We start from the raw sequence: 26476 nt of genomic DNA on the forward strand, positions 1-26476 counted from the left end.
CCCATCGAGGAGCGATTCCGCATGGCCCTGCACCCGATCACCGATTCCGCCTCCTACCTGGCCCGACACCTCGGCCCCGACACCGCGGAGGAGCAGGTCATGCTGGGGGCGCTGGGCTACGGTTCCCTCGCCGAGCTTGTCGACGCCGCCCTGCCCACCGACATCCGCCTCACCGAACCTCTCCCGCGGCACGCGCCCCTCTCGGAGACGGAGGCGCAGGCGCGACTGCGGGAGTACGCCTCGCGGAACACGGTGCTCCGTTCCTTTTACGGGCAGGGTTTCTCCGACACGGTCACTCCCCCGGTGATCCGCCGCGGGGTGCTCGAGGCCCCGGGCTGGTACACCGCGTACACGCCGTACCAGCCGGAGATCTCGCAGGGCCGCCTCGAGGCGCTGCTCAACTTCCAGACGATGGTCTCCGAGCTCACCGGCCTGCCGGTGGCGAACGCCTCGCTCCTCGACGAGGCTTCCGCCACCGCCGAAGCCGTCGGCCTCATGTCGCGGGCGCAGAGGAAGGGGCGGCGGGTGCTTCTCGACGCCCGCCTCCACCCCCAGGTCCTCGCCGTCGCTGCGGAGCGGGCCCGGGCGATCGACCTGGAGGTCGCCGTCGAGGACCTGTCCGGCCCGCTGGTGGGTGAGGATCTCTGCGGCGTCGTCATCGCCTACCCCGGCACGGAGGGCGACATCGCCGATCCCCGCCCGGTCATCGAGGCCGTGCACGCACGCGGGGGTCTGGCCACCGTGGTCACCGATCCCCTGTCGCTGCTCCTGCTCGAGTCGCCGGGTGAGATGGGGGCGGACATCGCGGTGGGCTCCTCGCAGCGTTTCGGCGTGCCCCTGTTCTACGGTGGCCCGCACGCCGCGTACATGGCCGTCAGTGACGCCCTCAAGCGCCAGATCCCCGGCCGCCTGGTGGGCGTGTCCGTCGACGCCGAGGGCGCCCCCGCCTACCGGCTCGCGCTGCAGACCCGGGAGCAGCACATCCGTCGCGAGCGGGCGACGTCGAACATCTGCACCGCGCAGGCGCTGCTGGCGGTCACCGCCGGCATGTACGCCGTCTACCACGGTCCCGAGGGGTTGCGTGCCATCGCGGAGCGCGTGCACGGTCTGGCCTGTGACTTCGCGGCGGCCGTCCGCGCCGCCGGCGGGACGGTGCTGCACGACGCCTTCTTCGACACCGTCGCGGTGCGGGTGGAGGCTGCACGACCGATCGTCGGCACGCTCGCGGAGGCGGGCTACCTCGTGCGTGCCGTGGACGGCACGACCGTCGGCGTGAGCTTCGGTGAGTCGGCGGAGGAGGGGGACGTCGAGAAGCTCGCCGCCGTCTTCGGCGCCTCCCTGACGGCGGGCACCCGCTGCATCCCCGCGTCCGTGGCGCGGCAGACGCCGACGCTGACGCACCCGGTCTTCTCCACGCTCCACTCCGAGACGCAGATGATGCGCTACCTGCGCACGCTCTCGGACCGGGATCTCGCGCTCGACCGCACGATGATCCCGCTGGGTTCGTGCACGATGAAGCTCAACCCGACCGCCGGGCTGGAGACGATCACGTGGCCGGAGTTCGCCGACATGCACCCCTTCGCCCCCGACGACCAGGCCGCGGGCTGGCTGGCGCTCATCGCGGAGCTGGAGGGCTGGCTCGCGGAGCTCACCGGATACGCGAAGGTGTCCGTGCAGCCCAACGCGGGTTCCCAGGGGGAGCTGGCCGGACTGCTGGCCATCCGCCGCTACCACGTGGCCAACGGGGACATGGACCGTGATATCTGCCTGGTCCCGGCCTCGGCGCACGGCACGAACGCGGCGTCGGCGACGCTGGCGCACCTGCGGGTCGTGGTGGTCGGCACCGCCGGGGACGGCTCCATCGACATGGACGACCTCGACGCGAAACTCGCCGAGCACGGCCCGCAGGTGGCCGCGATCATGATCACCTACCCCTCCACGCACGGCGTCTTCGAGGACACCGTGCGCGAGGTGTGCGACAGGGTGCACGCGGTCGGCGGGCAGGTCTACATCGACGGCGCGAACCTCAACGCCCTGACCGGCCTGGCGCTGCTGGGCCGCATCGGCGGCGACGTCTCCCACCTCAACCTGCACAAGACGTTCACCATCCCGCACGGCGGCGGTGGCCCGGGCGTGGGCCCGGTGTGCGTCGCGGAGCACCTCGTCCCCTTCCTGCCGGCGGACCCGACCTCCCTCGACGGCGCCACCCCGGCGGCGGTCGGCACCGGCGTGCCCGTCTCTGCGACGCGCCACGGCTCGGCGGGCGTCCTGCAGATCTCCTGGGCGTACATCGCCATGATGGGCACCGACGGCCTCACCCGCGCCAGCGCCGCGGCGATCCTCAGCGCGAACTACGTCGCCCACCGCCTGGGCGAGGCCTTCCCGGTGCTCTACACCGGCCGCAACGGCCTGGTGGCGCACGAGTGCATCCTCGACCTGCGCGACCTGACGAGGCAGACCGGCGTCACCGCCACGGACGTGGCCAAACGCCTCATCGACTTCGGCTTCCACGCCCCCACGCTCTCCTTCCCCGTCGCCGGTACCCTCATGGTCGAGCCGACCGAGTCCGAGGACCTCGCCGAGCTCGACCGCTTCATCGAGGCGATGCTCACCATCCGCGCGGAGATCGACGAGATCAGCGGCGGCGACATCGCCTACGAGGACTCCGTCCTCCACCACGCGCCGTTCACCGCGTGGAGCGTGTCCCGCGACGACTGGGACCACGCCTTCACCCGTGAGCAGGCGGCCTGGCCGGTCCCCGGTCTGCGCCGCACCAAGTACTTCCCGCCGGTCCGCCGCCTCAACGAGGCCTACGGTGACCGCCACCTCGTGTGCGCCTGCCCGCCGCCCGAGGCCTTCGACCTTTCCGAGGAGAACCAGTGACCGACCTGCGTACCAGCCCCCTCCACGAGCGTCATGTGGAGCTCGGGGCCTCCTTCACCCCCTTCGGCCCGTGGAACATGCCCCTGCGCTACGGCAACGAGCTCGACGAGCACCGCGCCGTCCGTTCCACCGCCGGGCTCTTCGACCTCTCGCACATGGGTGAGATCCGCGTGTGGGGCGCACAGGCCGCGGAGTTCCTCGACCATGCGCTGCTCTCCGCCTTCTCCACGCTCCCCGTGGGTAAGGCGCGGTACTCCATGCTTGTCGACGCCACCGGTGCCATCCTCGACGACCTCCTCACCTACCGCCTCGCCGGGGACGAGTTCCTGGTGGTCCCCAACGCGGCGAACACGGAGACCGTGTGGGAGGAGTTCCGGGCCCGCGCCGCCGGCTTCGACGTGGAGCTGGCCGACGAGTCCGCCGACACTGCGCTGCTGGCTGTGCAGGGCCCCCGCGCCGAGCAGATCATCGCCGACCTCGTCGCCGGGGACGACGAGTCGGTCGTGCGCACGATGAAGTTCTACTCGGCGGCCCCGTTGACGGTGGCGGGCGTCGATACGCTGCTCGCCCGCACCGGCTACACCGGGGAGGACGGCTTCGAGCTCTACGTCTCCGGCGCGGACGCCGCTGAACTGTGGGACGCGCTGCTCAACGCCGGCGCCGCCTACGACATGCTGCCCGCCGGACTGGCGGCGCGGGACTCCCTGCGCCTGGAGGCCGGGCTCCCCCTCTACGGGCAGGAGCTCACCCGCGACATCACGCCGGTGGAGGCCGGGATGGCCCGCGCCTTCGCCTCGAAGGAGGGGGACTTCGTCGGCCGCGACGCCCTCGTCGGCAGGGAGCCGACCAGCGCCATCGTCGGGCTCCGGGGTCTGGGGCGCCGCGCGGCCCGCGAGGGCGCCGAGGTCTACCTCGACGGCGAACAGGTCGGCGTGGTCACCTCCGGGCAGCCGGCGCCGGTGCTCGGCTACCCGATCGCACTCGCCCGCCTGCGCCCCGACGTCACCGCGGCCGGCACGGCACTGGAGGTGGACATCCGTGGGAGGCGGCACCCCTTCGAGATCGTCGACCTGCCCTTCTACCGCCGCGCCGCACGATAACCTGAACCCACCACCAACGGAAAGGCTCCCCCACCATGGCCACCGAGCACTCCCTGCCCGGGAACTACTCCTACTCCGAGGACCACGAGTGGATCGACGCGACGCCCGAGGACGCCGTCGGCGCGACCGTGAAGGTCGGCATCACCTCCGTGGCCACCGAACGCCTCGGCGAGGTCGTCTACGCGGAGCTCCCGCAGGTCGGTGACGCCGTCACCGCCGGTGAACCGTGCGGCGAGGTCGAGTCCACGAAGTCGGTCTCCGACCTCTACGCGCCGGTCACGGGCACCGTCACCGAGGTCAACGACGCGGTCCACGACGACTACGCCGTGATCAACGACGACCCCTTCGGCGCGGGCTGGCTCTTCGCCGTCGAGGTCGACGAGGTCGGACCGCTCATGACCGCCGCCGAGTACGCGGAGGCCAACGGCGTGTGACCGCCCGGGACCGGTACCCTGGTCCCATCATGACTGCACCCCGTGAGCCCTTCTTCCCTGCGGACCGTTCCATCCGTGCCTCCGGCGAGCCCCCGGAGATCCGTTATCTCGGCGTCGTCGACTACCAGGAGGCCTGGAATCTGCAGGCCGAGCTGGCGTCGCAACGCGCGGCCGGGGAGATCGGTGACCAGCTCCTCATCCTCGAGCACCCGAGCGTGTACACCGCCGGCAAGCGCACGCAGCCGGAGGACCGCCCCACCAACGGCCTGCCGGTCATCGACGTCGACCGGGGTGGCCGCATCACCTGGCACGGCGAGGGACAGCTGGTGGTCTACCCGATCATCAAACTGGCCGACCCGGTGGACGTCGTGGACTATGTCCGCCGCCTCGAGGAGGCGGTGATCGCGACGGTGCGGGAGGTGGGCGTCGGCAATGCGGGTCGCATCGACGGCCGCTCCGGAGTCTGGGTCCCCGCCGACGGGACCCGACGCGACCGGAAGGTGGCGGCGCTCGGCATCCGTGTCACCCGCGGGGTGACCATGCACGGGCTGAGCCTGAACTGCTCGAACACGCTCGAGCACTACGGGCACATCGTGGCGTGCGGCATCGACGACGCCGACGTCACCACCCTCAGCATGGAACTGGGGCGCGACGTCAGCGTCGGGGAGGTCACGGCACCGCTTGTCGACGCCCTCCTGGCCGCCCTCGCCGGTGAACTCGCCGTCGCGGACCACACCTTCGGATCGGCGCCCGATCCGACGAAGATTCCCGCGAAAACGCGCTGACCTCTAAGTTTATCCCTATCAGTAGAAAGAGTATGGTGGCGTTGTGACTATCGCACCTGAAGGACGCAAGCTGCTCCGGGTGGAGAAGCGCAATGCGCAGACCCCCATCGAGACGAAGCCCCGTTGGATCCGCAACGCGGTGAAGACCGGCCCCGAGTACGAGGACATGAAGAAGAAGGTGGCGGGCGCCTCCCTGCACACCGTCTGTCAGGAGGCGGGCTGCCCCAACATCCACGAGTGCTGGGAGTCCCGCGAGGCGACGTTTCTCATCGGCGGCGCCAACTGCTCCCGCCGCTGCGACTTCTGCCAGATCAACTCCGCGAAGCCGGAGCCGCTGGACCGCGACGAGCCGCGCCGCGTGGCCGAGTCCGTCCGCGAGATGGGCCTGAACTACTCCACCATCACCGGCGTGACCCGCGACGACCTCGAGGACGAGGGTGCCTGGCTCTACGCGGAGGTCGTCCGCCAGATCCACGAGCTCAACCCGAACACCGGCGTCGAGAACCTCGTGCCCGACTTCTCCGGCCGTTCCGAGCTGCTGGAGCAGGTCTTCGAGTCCCGCCCCGAGGTGTTCGCCCACAACCTGGAGACCGTGCCGCGCATCTTCAAGCGCATCCGCCCGGCCTTCCGCTACGAGCGTTCCCTCGACGTGATCCGCCAGGCCCACGACTACGGGCTGATCACCAAGTCGAACCTCATCCTCGGCATGGGCGAGACCCTCGACGAGATCCGTGAGGCCCTCACCGACCTGCACAGCGCCGGCTGCGACATCATCACCATCACGCAGTACCTGCGCCCCGGCCCGATGTACCACCCGATCGACCGCTGGGTGAAGCCGGAGGAGTTCGTCGAGCACAAGGACTTCGCCGAGGAGCTCGGCTTCGGTGCCGTCATGTCCGGCCCGCTGGTCCGTTCCTCCTACCGTGCGGGACGTCTCTACTCGCAGGCGATGGCCGCCCGCGGCCGGGAGATCCCCGACCACCTCAAGCACCTGGCCGAGACCTCGCAGGGCAGCACCGACCAGGAGGCCACCACCCTCCTGGCCAAGTACGGCCCCTCCCAGGACACACCGGTCACCTCACGTTAGGCACCCACCGGACCCTGACCTAAAGTAGAGGCCATGGCAGACGACAAGCAGAAGGCGGCAGCAAAGGCCGCGAAGGCAGAGGCACGGGCCGCCAAGCGGGCGAAGAGCAAGGAGACGCGCGCCCAGCTCTGGCAGGCGTTCAACATCCAGCGCAAGCAGGACAAGATGCTCGTCCCGCTGATGGTGCTCTCCGTCGTGGGTGTGGCCGCGCTCCTCTTCCTCATCGGCCTGGCCTGGGGCGGCCAGTGGTTCACGCTCATCCTGGGTATCTTCCTGGGTGCCGTCCTGGCGATGTACATCTTCTCCCGCCGCCTGGAGAAGACCATGTACGACCGCGTCGGCGATCAGCCGGGTGCGGCCGGCTGGGCGCTGGACAACCTGCGCAACACCGTCGGCATCGTGTGGCACACCAAGCAGGGCGTGGCCATGAACCGCTCCCTGTCCGCCATCGTGCACCGCGTGGTGGGCAACCCGGGTGTCGTCCTCGTCGCCGAGGGCAACACCAACGCGGCGAAGGAGCTGGTCAACCAGCAGAAGCGCCGTCTGGACCGCCTGGCCGGCGATGTCCCGGTGTACGAGATGTACGTCGGTGACGGCGAGGGCCAGGTGCCGCTGAAGAACCTGCAGCGCGAGCTGCTCAAGCTGCCCCGCAACTACCGCAAGAACGAGGTCTACTCGGTCAACGCGAAGATCGAGGCCATGGACACCATCGGCTCCTCCCAGCCGGGTGCGGGACTGCCGAAGGGTCCGCTGCCGAAGGGCGGGAACCTGTCCGGCATGAACCGCCGCATGCGTCGCGCCAACGAGCGCCGCAGCAAGTAATCTCTCTGCCACCTCAGACGTCCTGTGATTCCCGTCAAAGGGGAGCACGGGACGTTCTGCCGTTCCGGGGTCCGTCTGGCACGATGAGTCCGTGAACGTTTTCGTGGAGAACCCTCTTCTCGCCCTGCTCGTGATCATGGCGGTCGGCCTGTTCCTCGGCCGCATCCGGATCCTCGGGTTCCGTCTCGGTGTCGCCGCCGTCCTCTTCGTCGGCCTGGTGATGGCGGCCATCGAGCCCGCCATCCAGATCCCCCCGTTGATCTACATCGTGGGCCTGGCGTTGTTCGTCTACACGATCGGCCTGGAGTCGGGGCACGACTTCTTCGCGACGTTCCGCTCCAAGGGCCTGCGCAACAACACCCTGGCCATCGGCGTGTTCGCCGTGATCACCGCCACCGCCTACGGGCTGGTGAAGCTCCTGGACATCAACGCGGTGACGGGCGCCGGCATGTTCACCGGTGCGCTGACCAACACCCCGGCCATGGCCGCGGTGGTCGACGCCCTGCCCTCGCTCGTCACCGACGAGGGCGAGCTGCGTGCCCTGGAGCCCCTGCCACTGGTCGCGTACTCGCTGGCGTACCCGCTGGGCGTCATCGTCGTCATCCTCGCCATCGCGGTGCTGGGCAAGATGTTCCGCGTCGACCACCAGCAGGAGGCCATCGACCACGGGGTGGCCATCCACGAGCTCTACACCCGACGCATCCTGGTCCACCGTGACGATCTGCAGGCCATCGCCGACCTCCCGGAGGATCTGGGCCTGGAGGTCATCGTCTCCCGCCTCGAGCGCGACGGTGACCAGCGGCTCCCGGGCAACGGCGCGTGGGCGAAGCCGGGCGACGTGCTCTCGGTCGTCGGCACCGCGGAGGAGCTCGACCGCGCCGCGACGCTCATCGGCGAGGCCCTGCCCGGTGACCCCTTCCACGGCCACGACCTGGACTACCGGCGCATCTTCGTCTCCAACAACGACCTGGTCGGCATCCCCCTGTCCAAGCTGCGTCCGCAGCTCTCGGGCATGCTCATCACCCGCGTGCGGCGCGGTGACCACGACATGGTGGCCACCCCGGAGACGATCCTGCAGCTCGGTGACCGCGTGCGTGTCGTCGCGGCACACGAGCGCATGGGCAAGGTCACCCGCCTCTTCGGCGACTCCTACCGCCGCCTCTCCGACGTCAACCTCCTCCCCCTCGTCATCGGCCTCGTCATCGGCGTGGCCGTGGGCATGATCGCCGTGCCGCTGCCGGGTGGGGCGTCGCTCAAGCTGGGTACCGCCGGTGGTCCGCTGGTCGTGGCCCTCATCCTCGGCGCTCTGGGACGTTCGGGCCGCATCGTGTGGCAGATCCCCTACGGCGCCAACCTGGCGCTGCGGCAGCTGGGCATCACCCTGTTCCTGGCCGCCATCGGCACGACCGCCGGCGCGGGTTTCCGGGCGGCGCTGTCCGACCCGACGTCGCTGACCATCATCGGCGTGGGTGCGCTCATCACCCTGCTCATCTCCGTGCTGGTGCTCGTCATCGGCTACAAGGTGCTCAAGCTCTCCTTCGGTGAGACGGCGGGCATCCTCGCGGGCATGCAGACGCACCCGGCGGTGCTCTCGTACGTCTCCGACGTGACCCGCAACGACCTGCCGGCCATGGGGTACACGTCGGTGTACCCGGTGTCGATGGTCGCGAAGATCATCGCGGCGCAGATCCTGCTCTTCCTGCTGCTGTAGGGGCCGGGGCATCGTGACGATCGACCTGAAGAAGGACCTGCCGGAGTTGTACCGGCCGTCGGCAAGCGACTTCAGCGAGGTCGTCGTGCCTCCCATGCGCTACCTCTCCGTCGCCGGGGAAGGTGACCCCAACACCTCCCCGAGCTACCCTGCGGCGCTGGAGACGCTCTACCCCGCCGGCTATGCGGTACGCAGGGCCTTCCGGGAACGTACCGGGGAGGCCTTCGTCGTCGGCCCTCTCGAGGGGCTGTGGTGGGCGGAGGACCCCCGTGACTTCGTCACCCGCCGCAAGGATGCCTGGCGCTGGCGGATGCTCCTCCCCCTGCCCGCGGAGGTCCGTGAGGAGGACTGGTCGGGAGTCGACGTCGCGGTCGAGTTCATCGACGAGGGGCGCTGCCTGCAGATCATGCACGTCGGTCCCTACGATGCGGAGGGGCCGACGCTGGCCCGTCTGCACGATGAGGTGATGCCGGCGCGCGGCCTGACGTTCAACGGGCCGCACCACGAGATCTATCTCAGTGACGCGCGCCGGACCGCCCCGGAGAAGCTGCGGACGGTGCTGCGGCAGCCGGTGCGGGAGCTCTAGCCGCGGATGACGGCGGTGCCGGTGGCGCGGTCGTGGAGGCCGCGGCCGTCGGAGTCGACCATGGCGGCCGGGAGGATGAGGCCGGTGAGCAGGGTGCGCATGACGGCGCGCCAGAGGCCGACCTTGGCGCCGCCGACGTCGACACGCGCGACACCCATGCCGAGCAGCATGTGGCCCGGGGTGCGGGCGAAGAGCCAGCCGAAGATGATGCCCAGGATGACCCAGAAGATATAGACCACGGTGCCGGTGCCGCCCAGGGCGTGGGAGTAGTTGGTGAACACGATGGCCAGGCCGAGGCAGATGAACCAGTCGATGAGGACGCCGCCGGTGCGGCGGGCCACGGAGGCCAGCGAGCCGGGGCCGGTCTCGGGGAGGCCGAGTTTCTCTCCGGGGTACCGGCCGGGTGCGAAGGGGTCCTCGTGTTCGCCGGGGATCTGGGGGCCGTCGAGCCAGCTACGCTTGGGGTTCGCCATACCGTAGACATTAGCCGGGGGCGTGCGGGCAGGGGAAACTCGAGTTTCCTGCGACTATTGATCGGTCAACAGATAGCAGTTTAGAATGAGCGACAGGTAATAGGGAGCGGTGCCCGCACCTGTAGACTGGCTGAGATACCGCACGACCTAGAGCGTCAACAACCAAGGAGTCATCGTGGCCTTCAACACGATCGAAGAAGTCGTCAAGTACATCAAGGATGAAAACGTCGAGTTCGTCGACGTCCGCTTCACGGACGTCCCGGGCACCGAGCACCACTTCACCATCCCCGCCTCGATGTTCGACGAGGAGGCGGCGGAGGAAGGCCTCGCCTTCGACGGCTCCTCCATCCGCGGCTTCACCACGATCGACGAGTCCGACATGAACCTCCTGCCGGACCTCAAGACCGCCAAGCTCGACCCCTTCCGCGAGGCCAAGACGCTGAACATCAAGTTCTTCGTCCACGACCCCTTCACCCGCGAGCCCTTCTCCCGCGACCCCCGCAACGTCGCCCGCAAGGCCGAGGAGTACCTCGCCTCCACCGGCATCGCCGACACCTGCTTCTTCGGCGCCGAGGCCGAGTTCTACCTCTTCGACACCGTCCGGTTCGAGACCTCCACCAACGGCGGCTTCTACGAGGTCGACTCCGACGAGGGCTGGTGGAACCGCGGCAAGGAGGAGCGTCTCGACGGCCGCCGCAACCTCGGCTACACCAACCGCGTCAAGGGCGGATACTTCCCGGTCGCCCCCTACGACCAGACCGTGGACATCCGTGACTCCATGGTGCGCCACCTGCAGAACGCCGACTTCCACATCGAGCGCTTCCACAAGGAGGTGGGCACGGGCGGCCAGCAGGAGATCAACTACCGCTTCAACACCCTGCTCCACGCCGCCGATGATCTGCAGACCTTCAAGTACATCATCAAGAACACCGCCTTCAACGCCGGCAAGACGGCCACGTTCATGCCCAAGCCCATCGCCGGCGACAACGGTTCCGGCATGCACGCCCACCAGTCGCTGTGGAAGGACGGCGAGCCGCTCTTCCACGACGAGTCCGGCTACGCCGGCCTGTCCGACATGGCCCGCTACTACATCGGCGGCATCCTCCACCACGCCGGCGCCGTCCTGGCCTTCACCAACCCGACGCTGAACTCCTACCACCGCCTGGTCAAGGGCTTCGAGGCACCGATCAACCTGGTGTACTCCCAGCGCAACCGCTCCGCCGCGATCCGCATCCCGATCACCGGCTCCAACCCGAAGGCCAAGCGCATCGAGTTCCGCGCCCCGGACCCGTCCGGCAACCCGTACCTCGGCTTCGCCGCGATGATGCTCGCCGGCCTCGACGGCATCAAGAACCGCATCGAGCCGATGGCCCCGGTGGACAAGGACCTCTACGAGCTCCCGCCGGAGGAGGCCGCCGCCATCCCGCAGGCCCCGACCTCCCTCGAGGCCTCCCTGGCCGCCCTGCAGGAGGACAACGACTTCCTCACCGAGGGTGACGTGTTCACCGAGGACCTCATCGAGGCCTACATCCAGCTCAAGTACGACAACGAGATCACCCCGGCCCGTCTGCGCCCGACGCCGCTGGAGTTCGAGCTGTACTACGACTGCTGACCATGCCCCCACCGCAACCCCCGCGCCGGAGCTTTCCGACGCGGGGGTTGCGCGCCTCTCCCCTGTCAGCTAACTGACAGTAACTATACTTTCCACCGTGAACATATCCCTGGCAGGCCCCCGTCGCCTCGCATCCCTCATCCTGTCACTGTTCCTGGCGTTGTCCCTGGCCCCCGCGGCACACGCCGCCACCGGCAGCCCCCAGGAATTCGTCCCCTACACCGACAGCCACGGCACAAGTTCGAACTACCACTTCTACCCCTCCGGCCGCGAGAACGCCGGACTCCTCGTCCACCTCGACGGTGACGGTCAGTACGGGCACGACAACCCCCGCTCCACCTACGCACTGGCCGGATCCGCGGGCATTGTCGCCCGGGGTCACTCCCACGGTTTCGACGTGCTCTCCGTGCGCACCCCCTCCGCCGACAAGACCTGGTGGACGTCCTGCGCACCGAACATCGCCTACCTCAACGATCTGCTCGCCCACATCCGCGGCACCCACGACAGCAGCCCGCTGTGGCTGTCCGGCTTCTCGGGTGGCTCGGAATTCCTCTCGGTCTGCTTCATCCCCTCCCAGGCCAACCGGCTCGGCGCACAGGGTGTGGTGATGTTCGGCGGCGGCGGACGCGCCTGGCCGCCCGAGGAGCCCTTCACCGCGCAGACGCTGGCCACCATGTCGATGCACTGGATCACCGGACTGGAGGACACCGCCGCCAACTCCCCCGAGGGCTACGACGCGCTCGGCCGTGCGCAGTCCGGTTACGCCTACTACCTCGCCGCCGGCGTGACCAGCACCGGCACCTGGCCGGCCGGTATCGACCACTACAACATCGGCGGCAAGTTCGGCACCTTCCTCGGCCAGGTGCTGCCGGTGCTGCCGGAGCCCACGCCCGACCCGGAGCCCACGCCTGACCCGGAGCCCACGCCTGACCCGGAGCCGGAGCCGGAGCCGGAGGAGGACCCCGTCCCGGTGATCCACGAGTGGGTCACGGACGTGACCGCCACCCGCGACTACGCGTACTTCACCCTCGACGTCCCGGCCGAGGCCGCCCGCCACACCACGGTCTGGGTGTACGGCCCGTACGGCACCTACTGGTACGAGACCGTCCGTGGCCGCGGCGTCAGCACCCTGCGGCTCGGTGATCCGTGGGACAAGCTGCGTCCCCGGACGACGTACACCTACGAGGTCATCAACGACGGAACGGTCCAGGCGTCGGGAAGCTTCACCACCCCCCGCCGCTGACCCTTGACCAGAACCCACTAACGCCGTTAGCATGAACGCTAACGGCGTTAGTCTTTTGGAAAGGGGCGCGTCATGAAAACCCGCACCATCGCACTCACCCTCACCACCCTCCTGACCGCCACCGCCCTGAGCGGACTGCTCCTCCCCTACCGCGTCGAGCACAGTGCCGTCGCCACCGCCGACGCGGACACCGCCTGGGACGTCATCGCCGACCTGGGGAACCACCCCACCTGGAACCCGTACACGGCGGAACTGCGGGGTGAACCGGTCGTCGGCAGCCGTCTGTTCAACCGCACCCACTCCGGGGGCACTGAACTCACCTTCGAGCCGGTGGTGCTCGTCGCCACCCCCGGCAGCCAGTTGCGCTGGCGGGGCAGTCTGGGCGTCCGGTGGATCGCCGACGGCGAGCACTACTACCGCATCGACCCCGGCCCGACACCCGGACAGGTGACGATCACCCAGGGGGAGGTGTTCCGCGGCATCCTGGTCACGCCGCTGCGCCCCTGGTTCAACCTCGAGGAGGAGTTTGCGGTGAGCACCGCCGCGCTCGCGAAACACATCCAGGCCCGACACGGGTAGATTGCACCCATGCGTCCTGAAATCCCGCCCCTGCGCCCCCGCACAGCCGAGATCGTCCAGGTCGCCCGCAACCTGCTCGAGGAACTGGGCTGGGAGGCGCTGACCATGCGCCTGCTGGCCGAGAGGGTCGGCATGCGCGCCCCCTCGCTGTACAACCACGCGGCGAACAAGGACGAACTGCGCACGTTCATCCTCACCGAGTCGTTCCTGGCGATGGGCGACGCCTGCTGGCAGGCGGTGGCCACCGAGAGGTCCCCCGCCAGCCTGGCCCGCGCCTACCGCGAACAGGCGAGGACCTTCCCCCACCACTACCGGCTGGCCACCTCCGGACCACTCGACCGGGAGGCGCTCCCGGAGGGGCTGGAGGAGTGGGCCGGCACCCCCTTCAGACTGGTCACCGACTCCCCCACGACGGCACAGGCCCTGTTCGCCTCCTTCCACGGGCTGGCGATCCTCGAGGTGGACGGGCGGTTCCCGGAGGGGACGGACATCGACAGACTCTGGGAACGCACCGCCGAACTCTACTCGGCGTAGAGCGGCGGGAGAATCGCAGAAGGACGCCACACGACCTCCGGGAAGGAGGTTGCGTGGCGTCCCTGACGGAGGAACTAGGCGTCGACCTCGACGGCGACGCGGTCGGCGGCGTCGAGAAGCTCGTCGGCGACGTTGGCGAGCATGGCGGCGCCGCTCTCACCCGGGGTGAACACGAAGTCCGGGAAGTGCTCCTGGAAGGTGAACTCCACCTGCGCCGGGGTGACGATCATGCCCACGCGGGTGACGATGTCGTTCCAGTGGGAGATGGCGGTGCGGGCGGCGTCGGAGCCGTAGCCGATGAAGCTGATCGGCTTGCCGGTCCACTCGGCGTAGAGCAGGTCGTAGGCGTCCTTCATCGGGCCCGGTACAGAGGCGTTGTACTCCGGGGTGACGAAGATGTAGGCGTCGTAGCCGCCGATGAGCTCGGCCCAGGCCAGGGTCTTCGGGTCCGCGTAGGCGCCGTTCTCGACCATGCGCGGCGGGATGGCGGTGTTCGGGTTGAGATCCTGCTCGAGGATGTCGACGAGCTCGTAGGTGTGGCCGTCGTTGCGGGCCTCCAGCTGCTCGATGGCCCACTGGCCGATGCGGAGGCCGGAGCGGCCCTCACGGATGGAACCGACGAACACGGCGATCTTCATTTTTTCTCCCTCATACGTTGGTGATACGTCAACATTAACCTTCTGCTGACATGAACGCAACTTCCTGTGGCCGACATCACCACAACAAGGTTGAATGGACTTATGGATCCACGCAGCGCCACCGACAGCGCGCGCCATCACGCCGACCGCGCCCACCGACACCCCGCCGTGAAGATGATGGCCCGGGGCGGCTACGTCGTCCTGGGTGTCCTGCACATCCTCATCGGCTGGATCGCCGTCCGGATCGCCACGGGCTCCGGCGGCGGGGAGGCCTCGAACTCCGGGGCCCTGGCCACCATCGCGCAGGCTCCGGGAGGACAGCTCCTCCTGTGGGTCGCGGTGGCCGCCCTCGCCGCCCTCGCCCTGTGGCGGCTGACCCAGCTGTTCACCGAGGAGGAGCTGAAGGACAGGGCCAAGGGCGGCGTCCTCGCCGGCGTGTTCGCCTCCCTGTCCTTCACCACCGCCACCTTCGCCGCCGGGGGCAGCACCTCCGACGGCGACACCGCCACCGACGTCACCGCCCGGACCCTCGCCCAACCCTGGGGCGCGGCGCTGGTGATCATCACCGGCCTGGTCGTCCTCGGCGTGGGCCTGTTCAGCATCCACCGCGGCGCGACCAAGGGCTTCAAGGAGGACCTCGAGGCCGGGGCCGGCGCCGGCAACGTCGGCTCCGCCATCGTCGGGGCAGGCATGGTCGGCTACATCGCCCGCGGCATCGCCTTCGCGATCCTGGGCGTCCTCATCGTCATCGCCGGCTGGCGGTCCGACCCGGAGCAGGCCGCGGGTCTCGACGCCGCGCTGCGCACCCTCGGCGAACAGCCCTTCGGCGCGGTCCTGCTTATCATCATCGGCGTCGGACTGGCCCTCTACGGCCTCTACTCCATCGCCCGCGCCCGCTACATCAGGATGTAGCTAGCACTCCTCGTGCGGGCTGTCGATGAACAGCCCGCCGTGGTCGTGCAGCTCACCGAGGTTGTAGGCGTCGCGGAGATGGGCCTCCGTGAGCACCTCCTCCGGCGGCCCGGAGGCCACCACCCGCCCTGACATGAGCACCACATGGTCGGCGGCGCGGGCCTCCGCCAGGTCATGCGTGGTGAGCACGACCGTGCGGCCGTTGTCCGTCTCGTCGTGGATGATGTCGTCGATGATGCGGGCGGAGACTATGTCGAGCCCGGTGAGGGGTTCGTCGAGAAGCAGCACGTCGTGGTCCTGCGCCATGCCCTGCGCGACGTAGACGCGCTGGCGCTGTCCACCGGAGAGCTCCTCTAGGTGACGCCTGCCGAGGTCGGTCACGTTGAGGCGCTCCATGACCTCGTCGACACGCCGCCTGTCGGCACCACGGAAACGGCCGAACCAGCCGGTCGTCGGGTAGCGGCCCATGCGCACCACCTCCCGCACGGACAGCGGCACGCCCTCCGGGAAGGACACCGACTGCATGACGTAGCTGATCCGCTCCCGCGGGTAGGCCACGCGCAGGGTGCCCGCCTGCGGTTCGATGAGACCGCCGATGGCGTGCAGGAGCGTGGACTTGCCCGAACCGTTCGGGCCGATGATCGCTGTGAGCCGACCCAGCGGGATGCTCACGTCCGAGGGACGGACGGCGACGACACGCTCGTAGCCGAGCTGCAGGCCGGTGCCGACGGCGAGATCCCCCGTCATGCCGCCACCTCCCGGGAGAAGAAGCGGCGCCGCACGTACCGGTACTCCATGACGACCAGGAACGCGGCGATCGGGACCAGCGCCATCGTCGCGGCGGCGGCCGTGCCCAGATGGAAGGACAGGACCAGACCGATGACCACCGAGGCCGCACCGATGAGGGCGGACACCGCGATCATCGTGGGGATCGACCGCGACAGCAGCGCAGCCGTCGCCGGCGGGGCGACGAGCAGGCTGAAGACGAGCATCGTACCGACGGCCTGGAAACTGCCGATCACGGACGTCGCGATGAGCACCAGCAGCAGCGCGTGGGTGAGCTTCGGACGCATGCCCAGCGACTCCGCCTTCACCGGCGAGAACGACAGCGCCATGAGCGGACGGTAGAGAAGCAGCGAACCGAGGATGACCACCACCGCGAGCACGGCCTGCTGGCGGATCGTCTCCCACGAGACGCCGAGGGCGTCACCGAAGAGGATGCTGGTCAACGAGCCGGAGTAGGAGTCGGAGCGCGAGATGATCACCACGCCGAGCGCCATCATGCCGACGAACAGCAGGCCGATGGCGGTGTCCTCCTTGAGGTGCGTGTGCCGGTGGATCACCTCCACCGCACCGACCATCACGGCGGCCGCGACGGCGGCGCCCAGGAGCGGGCTGAAGTCGAAGACGACCGCGGCAGCAATGCCCGGCAGCACTCCGTGCACGAACGCGTCGCCGAAGAAGCTCATGCCGCGCAGCACGAGCCACACGCCGACGGTGGCGCTCATCACGGCTGCGATGAGCCCACCGACGAGTGCCCGCTGCTGGAATCCCAGCAGGAAGGGGTCAAGAAACCAATCAATCACGAACTGATTCTAGTCCTCTGCAGACCTCAGGCCAGCGCCTCGGAGATGAGGCGGGCGTTCTCCCTCATCATGCCCTGGTAATCGGCGGCCGGCCCGTCCTTCGGACCGACGGAACCCTCGTAGAGGGAGACCACCTTGACCTCACCGCCGACCTCGGCGGCGAGGGCGTCGACCAGGCGCTGGTTGACGGCCGCGTTGGTGAAGATGACCGGGACGTTCTCCGCGCGGATGACGTCAGCCAGGCCCGCCAGCTCCTGGGAGCTGGGCTGGGCCTCGGTGGAGCCGCCCGGGATGACGACGCCGGCGGAGTGGAAGTCGTAGGCCTTGTTGAAGTAGCCGTACGCCTGGTGGTCGGTGACGATGACGCGGCGCTCCTCCGGGATGTCGGCCAGCGCGTCACGGATCTCGTCGTCGAGGGCGGTCAGCTCATCGGAGATCTCGGCGCCGCAGGTGGCCCACTTCTCGTTGCCTGTGAGGTCGGCGACCTTGTCGCCGATCGTCTGCGCGGCGGTGGCCATGCGGGAGGCATCGAGCCAGAAGTGCGGGTCGAACTCGCCGTGGGCGTGGCCCTCGTGGCCATCATTTTCGCCGTGGCCTTCATGTTCGTCGTGGTCAGCGTGCTCATCGTGCCCCTCGTGGTCGCCGTGGTCGTCGGCGCCCCACGGCAGCGGGTCGACGTGCTCGGCGACGGGGAAGACCTCGGTGCCGTCGGCGGCGACCTGCTGGAGGGAGGCGTCGAGGCCGCCCTCGAGGCCGAGGCCGTTGGCGACGACGAGGTCGGCCTTGACCATGTCGGCGACCTGCGCGGAGGAGGCGGAGAACTGGTGCGGGTCGGCGTTGACCGGCATGAGGGTGCTGGCGGTGCCGCCGGCGCAGGTGGCGATCTGCTCGACGACGGAGCCGAGCGGGGTGGTGGTGGCGACGATGGAGATGTCGTCACCGGCGGCGGTGGTCGCGCCGCCTTTCCCGGCGTCCGAGCAGGCGCTGAGGGTGAGGGCGGTGACGGAAGCGATGGCGAGGCCGATGGTGGTGCGTGCCCGCATGTGGTGGCTCCTTGGGTTTCTTATTGAAAAACTACTGAAAACTGTTTCCAATAGTACCCGTGGGCACGCTTCCGCACCATTCGGACGGGACCGGGCAGGGCCTCCCGGCAACCCCACAACCACCCCCATGATGGGGTGACGGCAGAGCCTCCCCCGATTTCCACCCTCACCTGGATTGATCGCCCATCACCCGGGTGCCCGCTCAATTTGGAAGGTTTCACTTATGTACGGTGGAATGCTGAAGACCCCACCGCATGACTTTGTCACCGGGTCCCCGGCGGTCCATGTCTTCACGGGTCGCCCCGCGCGCCCGGGAGCGCCGCAGACCCCCTGGAAAGGTAGATGTGAGCTCCCCCTACGCAGACACCCCGCGCATCGACACCCTCTGGCTCTCCGAGCCCGACATGATCGAGGCGGGCGTCACCGACTCCGCCGCCTGCGTCGAGACCATGGAGGAGACCCTGATCCTCCTGGCCGACGGCGACTACCGCATGGCCGGTGCCTCCGCGAACTCCCACGGTGCCCAGATCAACTTCCCCGAGAACCCCGAGCACGAGGGCATGCCCGCCGACGGCCCCGACCGCCGCTTCATGGCCATGCCGGCCTACCTCGGTGGCCGCTTCCGCGCCGCCGGCGTGAAGTGGTACGGCTCCAACGCCGAGAACCGCAACCATGACCTGCCGCGTTCCATCCACGTGTTCGTCCTCAACGATGCGGTCACCGGCGCCCCGCTGGCGATGATGTCCGCCAACCTGCTCTCCGCCTACCGCACCGGCGCGGTCCCGGGCGTCGGCGTGAAGCACCTGGCCGTCGAGAACGCCGAGGAGGTCGGCATCATCGGCCCCGGCGTCATGAGCCGCACCATCTTCGACGCCGCCCTCTCCCAGCGTCCGTCGATCAAGCGCGTGAAGATCAAGGGCCGTTCCGCCGACTCCACCCGACGCGTCGCCGACTGGTTCACCGAGACATACCCGCAGCTCGAGTCCGTCACGGTCGTCGACACCGAGCAGGAGGCCATCGAGAACTCCGACATCCTCATCGCCGGCACCTCCACCTCCCCGGACGGTCCCTCGGGCTTCCCGTACTTCAGGCGTGAGTGGATCAAGCCCGGCGCGCTGATCCTGTGCCCGGCCGCGGCGCGCTTCGACGAGGACTTCATCCGCTCCGACGAGGCCAACCTCGTCGTGGACTACACCGGCCTGTACGCCGAGTGGTTCAACGAGAACGGCCCCGACGTCACCTACGAGCGGCTCCTCGGCATCCCCGGCAACCGCTGGTGGGACATGACCGAGGAGGGCATCCTGCCGAAGGAGCGCCTGGTGAACATCGGCGACATCGCCGCCGGCCGTGCCCTGGGCCGCGAGAACGACGAGCAGATCTTCTGCTACTCCATCGGCGGCATGCCCGTGGAGGACGTCGCCTGGGCCTGGGACGTCTACCACAACGCCCTGGAGAAGGGCATCGGCACCAGGCTCAACCTGTGGGACACCCCCACCCTCAAGTAAGCCCCTCAAGCAAGACACCTGAACACAACAATCTAGGAGCCCTGACACCTGTCGTGTCCTTCCAGTCCACCACCGACCTGATCGACTTCATGCGCGATGAGGGGGTGGAGTACCTGGACATCCGTTTCACCGATGTCCCCGGCACAGAACACGCGCTGACGGTTCCCGCCGCGGCGCTGACCGAGGAGACCGCGGCGGAGGGCTTCGCCTTCGACGGCTCGTCGATCGCAGGTTTCACCTCGGTCGACGAGTCCGACATGACCCTCATGCCGGACGTCTCGACGGCCTACGTGGACCCCTTCCGTCACCGGAAGACGGTGAACATGCAGTTCTTCGTCCACGACCCCTTCACCCGCGAGGCGTTCTCCCGCGATCCGCGCAACATCGCCCGCAAGGCGGAGGAGTACATGCGTGCCTCCGGCATCGCCGACGAGTGCTACATCGGCGCCGAGGCCGAGTTCTTCGTCTTCGACTCGGTCCGCTACTCCACCGACGTCCACCGTTCCTTCCACCAGGTCGACTCCGACGAGGGCTGGTGGAACTCCGACGCGGAGACCATGATCGACGGTTCCCCGAACCTGGGCAACAAGATCCGCGTCAACGACGGCTACTTCCCCGTCGCCCCCTACGACAAGACGATCCCGGTGCGCGACGAGATCGCGCACAACCTCTCGCAGGTCGGTTTCGAGATCGAGCGTTTCCACCACGAGGTCTCCACGGGTGGCATCCAGGAGGTGAACTACCGCTTCAACACCCTCCTGCACGCGGCGGATGACCTGCAGAAGTTCAAGTACATCGTGAAGAACACCGCCGACGCCCACGGCAAGGTCGCCACCTTCATGCCGAAGCCGCTTCTCGACGACGGCGGCTGCGGCATGCACGCCCACCAGTCCCTGTGGAAGGACGGCCGACCGCTGTTCCACGACGAGGAAGGTTACGCCGGCCTCTCCGAGACCGCCCGCCACTACATCGGTGGCCTGCTGGCCCACGCCCCGGCGGTCCTGGCGTTCACCAACCCGACGGTCAACTCCTACCGTCGCCTCTACTCCGGTTTCGAGGCCCCGGTGAACCTGGTGTACTCCCAGCGCAACCGTTCCGCCGCGATCCGTATCCCGGTGACCGGCCCCTCCGCCGCCGCCAAGCGCATCGAGTTCCGCGCCCCGGACCCCTCCGGCAACCCCTACCTCGGTTTCGCGGCCCAGCTGCTGGCCGGTCTGGACGGCATCAAGAACCGCATCGAGCCGGGCGACCCGGTGGACAAGGACCTCTACGAGCTGGAGCCGGAGGAGGCCGACAAGGTGCCGCGCGTCCCGCACTCCCTGGAGTCCTCGCTGTACGCCCTGGAGAACGACCACGAGTTCCTCACCGAGGGCGACGTGTTCACCGAGGACCTCATCGAGGCCTACATCCAGCTGAAGTACGACAACGAGATCAACCCGATGCGCCAAGGCCCGACGCCGAAGGAGTTCGAGCTCTACTTCAACTGCTAGGTTCAGCAGGCATGCGGCGCAGTTACGTCCTCGGGGCGACAGAGCACACGGACCTCCGGGGCATCCGGCGGGTGCTCGCACGCTACCGCTACGACGCGCCGTGGGTGCTTCTCGACGCCCGCCCCGTCCTCGAGGTCTCCTGGTTCGGGGAGGGCGCGGTGTCGTTCTACGCCACCACTCCCCCGCTGCCTCCCGACCCCGCCCTGGCCCGCCTCCTCTTCGACCTCGGGTCCTGCGGACTGCTGCTCGGGGTGTCGCCGGGGCCGCCGGACATCGTCATCTGCGGTGGTCACAGTACGGCGGCGGAGGTGGCCAATCCGGGGGAGATCGTGGTCACGGTGCATGATCCGGGGCAACTCAATGCAATAATGACCGGTATGAGCGACACTAACTTCCCGCCCTGCCCGGAATGCAACAGCGAGTACACCTACGAGATGGACCCCCTCCTGGTCTGCCCGGAGTGCGGCCACGAGTGGAACCCGGACGCCGCCGAGTCCACCGAGTCCACCGCCTCCGGTGAGCCGGTGATCCGCGACTCCGTCGGCAACGTCCTCGCGGACGGCGACTCCGTGACCGTGGTCAAGACCCTCAAGGTCAAGGGTGCGAGCCAGCCGATCAAGGCGGGCACCACCGTCCGCAACATCCGCCTCATCCCGCCTGTCGACGGCCACGACATCGACGCCCGCGTCGACGGCTTCGGCCAGATGAAGCTGAAGTCCTCGATCGTGAAGAAGATCTAGGCGTCGCGCTTGCGGTAGCCCATCCGCGGACGGAACCCGCCCGGGTGCTTCATCTGGGCGACGGCGTCCGCGATGACCATGCGGTAGCGCGGCGCAATGGGCGGCAGCTGCGCGATGGAGAACCAGCCGACGTCCGTGGACTCCTCGTCGCCGACCGCCGGGGTGTCGTCGCCGACGACGCTGAGGCGCATCGACGTGTCCATGTAGCGGGCGATGTCCCCGTTGCCGTAGGTGACCGGCTCGATGGCGCCGACGCCGAGGAGGGCCTCCACGCGGGCGTCGAGAAGCGTCTCCTCCTTGACCTCCCGCACGGCGGTGACGTGGGGGTCCTCCCCGGGGTCGCAGATGCCGCACACCGGGGTCCAGGCGCCGTTGTCGGCGCGCCGGACCAGCAGCACCTCCGGGACGGCCCACAGCGGGGCGCCCGGCGGCACATCCCGGACGACGACCGCGGTGACGGCGGGCAGCCACAGTTCGTCGTGGCCGACCTTCTCGCGGAGACGGAGGATGAAGTCAGGGGTGGGCACGTGTGGGTCCTTTCCTAGAGTCCGAGGATGAGATCGGCGATGTCGTCCTGCCGGCGGTGCCGGAAACGGGACACGGTGCGGCGGCGCGGGGCCCCAGCGTCGAGGCCGACGGCCCTGTTCAGACGCTCGAGGGCCTGCTCGTCGGCGGCGCTGATCCAGGTGTCCAGGCCGGTGACGTTGAGCACCTCCGCCACTCCCGCACCCGAGGTGCGCGGGGTGGCCCGCTGGACGTCGAAACGCCCGTCGGCGGTGAACTGCAGCCAGATGCGCTCGCCCTCCCCGATGCCGGCGGCCTCGAGGAAACGGCGGATGGTGCTCACGGTGGCGCCGGTGCGGGTGTTGCCCACCGTCTGCTCACCGAGCGGGCTGTCGAGGGTCCGCTTCCCCAGCATGGGGATGTCGAGGGCCACCGCCACGCCCCGCGGCACCCCGCTGCCGGACCCGCGGAGGTGCTCGGAGGTCACGGTGACCAGCAGGAACCAGTCACCGCCGACGCGGTAGAGGCCCGGGGTCTCGTCCGGGTCCAGGTCGAGTTCCTGCACCTCCTCCACGCAGCTGACCATGCCGTCGACGGTCTGGAACTCGGCGGACGAGGCGTACGCGCGCACCGAGGTCTCCGCCACCCCCAGCTCCCCGGCCTCCGCGAGGAGGTCACGCAGCGGGACGGGACCGTCCTCGACGCGGCGGCCGATCCACTCCACCAGGGTCGAGTACTCCTCCATCCCCCAGTCGACCAGGGCCCAGCGGTCACGGCCCACGCGGATGATCCGCGGGTCCGCGCCCATCGCGTTGGAGAGGGTCCGCGGGTTGACGTCACCGAGCCGCGCGACGAGGTCGGCGACGGTGAGCGGCTCCCCCTCGATCGCGAGCAGCGCCGCCGCCCGGTCCTGCGAGGAGCGGGTGCGGGTGAGGATGTGGTCCCCCTCCACGATCGCCTCCCCCGCCAGCCGCTCCGCGAGCAGATCCTTGTCGACGCCCAGGTTCTCCCCCACCGCGCTCAGGGACACCACGCCGAACTCGTCGGCGAAGTCCTTCAGCGCGGCGGCGAGGTCCGCGTCGAGGCCGGCCCGCTGGAACCAGCCGTCGGCGATGACCCAGGCGTCGGCGAGCCAGGCCACGGCCTCGAGCATGGAGTGTCCGGCGACGGGTCCCTCAGCCGCCAGGGCCGGCAGGTCACGCAGCACGTCGGCGACACGGGCGAGGGCGCCGTAGCGCTGCGGCAGGGCGTCGATGACGAGGTGGAGGGCGTCGTCCGGCTCGACGAGGCGTCGCTTGAGCTGGGTCTCCAGCTGCCGGATGCGCTCGCGGGTGATGCCGTGGTCGGCGCCGATCTCCTCCAGGGTGCGGGAACCCATGATGCGGCCGACGAAGATGTCGATGTCCCGCTGGTCGGTGCCGATGCGGCGGAGCAGCTCCGCGCGGGCGCGACGCACGGCGGAGGTGGCCGGGTCGGACCAGTAGGCGTCCGCCGCCAGGGTCCGCCACGCACGGTGGACCGGGGCCGGGGCGCCGTCCGCGGGGGCGGCGGGCAGGGAGCCGGTCAGGGCCAGCCACTCGGTGAGGGTCTCCACCTCCCGCTGCGGCGCCGCCCACTCGCCGGTCTCCTCTGCCCCGTCGTCGAGGTAGATGTCCTCGGCGCCGGTGACCAGGTAGTCCCCGGTGGGGGCGTCGAGGGCCGAGTGCACCACGGCGACGAGCGTGCGGTGGACCCGCAGCCGACCGAAGCCGGGGACGTCCATGAGCTGGGTGGCCGAGGCCTCCAGCGGGCGCGGCCACCGGTTGAGCCAGCGGGCGACGACCGTGCCGGTACGCGGCAGGGAGTCGGGCACCTCGGTGGGGTCCAGGCGCGGGGACAGCTCATGCAGGGGCACGTTGCGGTGGCGCTGCAGCCAGGCCTGCGCGATGTCGTCGGCGCCGGCGGGCTCCACCCCCAGGGAGGCGAGCCACGGGAAGATCTCGGTGAAGGGGGTGCCCGGGGTGGCGGGTGCGTCCGGGGTCTCCGGGGTGTCCAGCGGCGCGAGGTCCCGCAGCATGCGGGCGAAGGTCGTCTCATCGACGATGGGCACGCCGAACTCCCGGGCCCGGCGGGCCTTGCCGCTCATGGAGTCCGGGTTCGCCGCCACCAGCAGCGCGGAGCGCCGGGTGACGCCGCCGACGTCGAGTCCCGCGGCCCGGGCGCGCTGCTCCCAGGTGTCCCGGCCCAGGGTGAGGGCACCGGTGAAGGTGACACGGTCGCCGTGCCGCAGGCCGGTGTCCTCGGCCTCGCCGTAGACCGGCTCCGCCAGCAGCGCGTCGACGGATTCCGGGTCCACGGCCAGCTGCACCGCGATGTCGTGCAGATGCGCGCGTTCCGCGGCGGTGACCACCCCGTCGGCCCACGCCTCGACGGCGAGCTGACGCAGGTAGTCGAGGTGGATCTCCAGGACCTCGTCGCGGCTGAGGCCCAGCTCCCCGGCGGCGGCCACGAGCTGCTCGATCTCGCTGCGCGAGAGGTGGTGGTCCAGCAGGGCACCCCGCAGGAGGACACGGTAGCGGTCGATCTCGGCGACCCCGGTGTCCGGGACGTTCGCGGTCAGCCGCTCGAACCAGTGACCCGCCCCGTCGGAGGCCGGCTCCGTGCCGCGGACGAGGAGCGCCTCCCGCGGCAGGTCAGGCACGGGCCACGACAGGGGTGCCACGTCCCCGCCACGGGCCCCGTGCTTCTCGACGAGCACCCGGAACAGCTCCGCCGTCGCCGTCGCATCAGCCAGCGCCGCGTGCGGCAGCTCATTGTGCAGGCCGGCGCAGCTCAGGCAGTCCGCCAGCCGCTCCGGCGCACCCGGCAGGTGCGCCCGGGACAGGACGCGGGTGCACAGGGACCAGGAGCCCGGGTCGGGCAGGTCGACGTCGAGACGCGCGAACTCCGCCGCCAGGAAACGGGTGTCGAAGGGGGCGTTGTGGGCGATGAGGACGCGGTCGTCGAGAAGCTCGGCGAGCTCCGCGGCGATGCCCGCGAAACGCGGCGCCGACACCAGCTCCGAGGCGCTGATGCCGTGGACGTGCGTGTTGTCGATGTCACGGTCCGGCTGTACGAGCGTCTGCCAGGTGGACTCGACGGTGAGGTGTTCGTCGAGAAGCACCACGCCGACCTCGATGACCCTGTCCGAGGGCCCGAACCCGGTGGTCTCCAGATCGAGGACAGCGGACTTGAAGGGGACGGTCACTGATATTCAGCCTCCGGGATGACGCGGTCGATGACCGTCTGGATGGCGGGCATGGACGTGTAGGACATGGTCATGGGACCGGCCTCCGGGTCCGCGCAGGAGTGGTCCTGCGCGGCGTCGCGGGTGCCCGACACCAGCCCGATGATGACGCGCTGTCCCTCGAGTTCGGCGTAGACGGGCCCGCCGGAGTCACCGGCCCGGGCACACACCGCCGCGGTGGCGGCGACGGCCCGCAGCTCGACGCCGTTGTGGTCGGCGAGGATCTCCACGCCGGTGGGGTTGATCGGGGGGCCGCACGTCTCCCCGGTGGTCATGCCGTACTTGCAGATCGTCTCCGGCAGCTCACCGACCATCTCCGCGACGACCGTCGGCACCGTCGCGGCCGGGGTCATCATGGGGTGCCACGGGTTCGACACCTCGATGATGCCGACGTCGAGACGGCTCGACGCCTCGTCGTAGAGGTCCGAGTACAGGAACTGCCCGACCGGGGCGCTGAAGTCCGCCTCGACGCCGTCGACGGTGGCCCACACGTGGTCACCCGGCACGCCGCAGTGCGACGCCGTGACCGCGAAGGTCCGGTCGTGCGCGGTGAAGCTGTAGGCGATGGTGCACTGACCGACCTGGATGGTCTCCCCCGGCACCGGCAGGGTCTTCGTGATGGTCACGGCCGTGCCGGGCGCCCAGGGACTGACCGCAGGGGCACGGAACTCCGTCGGGACCTGCGTCGGCGCCGCCGCGATCACCTCGGCGATGGGCGTGGGGTGCTGCCGCTGGTCCTCGACGGACCAGGCGATGAGCGACCCCACGCCGGCGGTGGTCAGTGCGACCAGACCCGCCCAGACGCGGATGTTCACTGCTTGTCGACGCCGTCTTCCCCGGCCGCAGCGTCAGCCTCAGCCTCGGCCTGCGCCTTGATCATCGCGGCGAACTTCTCCGGGTCGAAGTCCTGGAAGTACTCCTGACCCATCTTGAACTCCATGGCC

The 26476-nt window shown here is 69.4% G+C and carries 25 protein-coding genes; 16 read left to right on the top strand and 9 right to left on the bottom strand.

The window, feature by feature from the left end; all coding sequences use genetic code 11:
- Positions 1-21: 21 nt before the first annotated feature.
- The 8 genes from gcvP to B842_RS09110 all read left to right on the top strand — a co-directional run bounded on the left by gcvP (position 22) and on the right by B842_RS09110 (position 9408).
- Positions 22-2883, top strand: coding sequence for an aminomethyl-transferring glycine dehydrogenase (gene gcvP, locus B842_RS09075; protein ID WP_040086271.1), 2862 nt, complete (start codon positions 22-24; stop codon positions 2881-2883).
- Positions 2880-3983, top strand: a complete 1104-nt coding sequence (gene gcvT, locus B842_RS09080) for a glycine cleavage system aminomethyltransferase GcvT (protein ID WP_040086272.1) — start codon at positions 2880-2882, stop codon at positions 3981-3983. The genes gcvP and gcvT overlap by 4 nt, the downstream gene beginning before the upstream one ends.
- Before the next feature lie 35 nt (positions 3984-4018).
- Positions 4019-4417 carry a glycine cleavage system protein GcvH gene (gene gcvH, locus B842_RS09085; RefSeq protein ID WP_040086274.1) on the top strand — a complete coding sequence of 133 codons (399 nt, stop codon included), beginning with the start codon at positions 4019-4021 and terminating at the stop codon, positions 4415-4417.
- A 29-nt stretch (positions 4418-4446) separates the two neighbouring features.
- Positions 4447-5202 (top strand): lipoyl(octanoyl) transferase LipB, encoded by a 756-nt coding sequence (gene lipB / locus B842_RS09090; protein ID WP_040087516.1) that lies wholly within the window; start codon positions 4447-4449, stop codon positions 5200-5202.
- A gap of 43 nt (positions 5203-5245) precedes the next feature.
- The gene (gene lipA / locus B842_RS09095) at positions 5246-6289 is read left to right on the top strand and encodes a lipoyl synthase (RefSeq protein ID WP_040086276.1); all 1044 of its coding nucleotides are present in this window, start codon (positions 5246-5248) and stop codon (positions 6287-6289) included.
- Between the two features lie 33 nt (positions 6290-6322).
- The gene (locus B842_RS09100; protein WP_040086278.1) at positions 6323-7111 is read left to right on the top strand and encodes a DUF4191 domain-containing protein; all 789 of its coding nucleotides are present in this window, start codon (positions 6323-6325) and stop codon (positions 7109-7111) included.
- Between the two features lie 91 nt (positions 7112-7202).
- Positions 7203-8822, top strand: coding sequence for an aspartate:alanine exchanger family transporter (locus B842_RS09105; protein ID WP_040086280.1), 1620 nt, complete (start codon positions 7203-7205; stop codon positions 8820-8822).
- A gap of 13 nt (positions 8823-8835) precedes the next feature.
- Entirely contained in the window at positions 8836-9408 is a 573-nt protein-coding gene (locus tag B842_RS09110) for a GyrI-like domain-containing protein (protein WP_040086281.1), read from the top strand.
- Here the strand turns inward: B842_RS09110 and B842_RS09115 are convergent.
- Positions 9405-9881 carry an RDD family protein gene (locus B842_RS09115; protein WP_040086283.1) on the bottom strand — a complete coding sequence of 159 codons (477 nt, stop codon included), beginning with the start codon at positions 9879-9881 and terminating at the stop codon, positions 9405-9407. The genes B842_RS09110 and B842_RS09115 overlap by 4 nt on opposite strands.
- A 175-nt stretch (positions 9882-10056) precedes the next feature.
- On the opposite strand from B842_RS09115, the gene glnA (B842_RS09120) reads away from it, so the two are divergent.
- The 4 genes from glnA (B842_RS09120) to B842_RS09135 all read left to right on the top strand — a co-directional run bounded on the left by glnA (B842_RS09120) (position 10057) and on the right by B842_RS09135 (position 13849).
- Entirely contained in the window at positions 10057-11493 is a 1437-nt protein-coding gene (glnA, locus tag B842_RS09120; protein ID WP_040086285.1) for a type I glutamate--ammonia ligase, read from the top strand.
- A gap of 97 nt (positions 11494-11590) precedes the next feature.
- Positions 11591-12736 (top strand): hypothetical protein, encoded by a 1146-nt coding sequence (locus B842_RS13895; protein WP_040086286.1) that lies wholly within the window; start codon positions 11591-11593, stop codon positions 12734-12736.
- Positions 12737-12808: 72 nt separating this feature from the next.
- A complete protein-coding gene (locus tag B842_RS13230; protein WP_052437847.1) occupies positions 12809-13315 on the top strand; it encodes an SRPBCC family protein in 507 nt (168 codons plus the stop codon).
- Positions 13316-13324: 9 nt separating this feature from the next.
- Positions 13325-13849 carry a TetR/AcrR family transcriptional regulator gene (locus B842_RS09135; RefSeq protein ID WP_052437848.1) on the top strand — a complete coding sequence of 175 codons (525 nt, stop codon included), beginning with the start codon at positions 13325-13327 and terminating at the stop codon, positions 13847-13849.
- A 74-nt stretch (positions 13850-13923) separates the two neighbouring features.
- Here B842_RS09135 and B842_RS09140 read toward each other — a convergent pair whose 3' ends face one another.
- Positions 13924-14487 carry an NADPH-dependent FMN reductase gene (locus tag B842_RS09140; RefSeq protein WP_040086289.1) on the bottom strand — a complete coding sequence of 188 codons (564 nt, stop codon included), beginning with the start codon at positions 14485-14487 and terminating at the stop codon, positions 13924-13926.
- Positions 14488-14589: 102 nt separating this feature from the next.
- On the opposite strand from B842_RS09140, the gene B842_RS09145 reads away from it, so the two are divergent.
- Positions 14590-15399, top strand: a complete 810-nt coding sequence (locus B842_RS09145) for a DUF1206 domain-containing protein (protein ID WP_040086290.1) — start codon at positions 14590-14592, stop codon at positions 15397-15399.
- Here B842_RS09145 and B842_RS09150 read toward each other — a convergent pair whose 3' ends face one another.
- The 3 genes from B842_RS09150 to B842_RS09160 are packed head-to-tail and all read right to left on the bottom strand — an operon-like array spanning position 15400 to position 18028.
- On the bottom strand, positions 15400-16146 hold the full coding sequence (locus B842_RS09150) for a metal ABC transporter ATP-binding protein (RefSeq protein WP_040086291.1): 747 nt from the start codon (positions 16144-16146) through the stop codon (positions 15400-15402).
- Positions 16143-16985, bottom strand: a complete 843-nt coding sequence (locus B842_RS09155; protein WP_211257052.1) for a metal ABC transporter permease — start codon at positions 16983-16985, stop codon at positions 16143-16145. The genes B842_RS09150 and B842_RS09155 overlap by 4 nt, the downstream gene beginning before the upstream one ends.
- Positions 16986-17011: 26 nt before the next feature.
- The gene (locus B842_RS09160; protein WP_040086292.1) at positions 17012-18028 is read right to left on the bottom strand and encodes a metal ABC transporter substrate-binding protein; all 1017 of its coding nucleotides are present in this window, start codon (positions 18026-18028) and stop codon (positions 17012-17014) included.
- A 344-nt stretch (positions 18029-18372) separates the two neighbouring features.
- Here B842_RS09160 and B842_RS09165 point away from each other — a divergent pair, with 344 nt between their 5' ends.
- The 3 genes from B842_RS09165 (at position 18373) to B842_RS09175 (ending at position 21763) form a co-directional block, all read left to right on the top strand.
- Complete coding sequence (locus B842_RS09165) at positions 18373-19533, top strand: ornithine cyclodeaminase family protein (RefSeq protein WP_040086294.1); 1161 nt, start codon at positions 18373-18375, stop codon at positions 19531-19533.
- A gap of 53 nt (positions 19534-19586) precedes the next feature.
- Positions 19587-21023 (top strand): type I glutamate--ammonia ligase, encoded by a 1437-nt coding sequence (glnA, locus tag B842_RS09170; protein ID WP_040086296.1) that lies wholly within the window; start codon positions 19587-19589, stop codon positions 21021-21023.
- 377 nt (positions 21024-21400) lie between these two features.
- On the top strand, positions 21401-21763 hold the full coding sequence (locus B842_RS09175) for a zinc ribbon domain-containing protein YjdM (RefSeq protein WP_040087519.1): 363 nt from the start codon (positions 21401-21403) through the stop codon (positions 21761-21763).
- On the opposite strand, the gene B842_RS09180 is transcribed toward B842_RS09175, so the two are convergent.
- The 4 genes from B842_RS09180 to B842_RS14090 are packed head-to-tail and all read right to left on the bottom strand — an operon-like array spanning position 21760 to position 26472.
- Positions 21760-22290, bottom strand: coding sequence for an NUDIX hydrolase (locus tag B842_RS09180; RefSeq protein WP_040086298.1), 531 nt, complete (start codon positions 22288-22290; stop codon positions 21760-21762). The two genes, B842_RS09175 and B842_RS09180, sit on opposite strands and share 4 nt — an antisense overlap.
- A gap of 14 nt (positions 22291-22304) precedes the next feature.
- Positions 22305-25493 (bottom strand): exonuclease domain-containing protein, encoded by a 3189-nt coding sequence (locus B842_RS13235; RefSeq protein WP_052437850.1) that lies wholly within the window; start codon positions 25491-25493, stop codon positions 22305-22307.
- Complete coding sequence (locus tag B842_RS09190; protein ID WP_052437851.1) at positions 25490-26347, bottom strand: trypsin-like serine protease; 858 nt, start codon at positions 26345-26347, stop codon at positions 25490-25492. Before B842_RS09190 ends, B842_RS13235 begins: the two co-directional genes overlap by 4 nt.
- Complete coding sequence (locus B842_RS14090; RefSeq protein ID WP_281178867.1) at positions 26344-26472, bottom strand: hypothetical protein; 129 nt, start codon at positions 26470-26472, stop codon at positions 26344-26346. Before B842_RS14090 ends, B842_RS09190 begins: the two co-directional genes overlap by 4 nt.
- Positions 26473-26476: the final 4 nt, after the last annotated feature.

Source organism: Corynebacterium humireducens NBRC 106098 = DSM 45392 (assembly GCF_000819445.1).
GTDB lineage: Bacteria > Actinomycetota > Actinomycetes > Mycobacteriales > Mycobacteriaceae > Corynebacterium > Corynebacterium humireducens.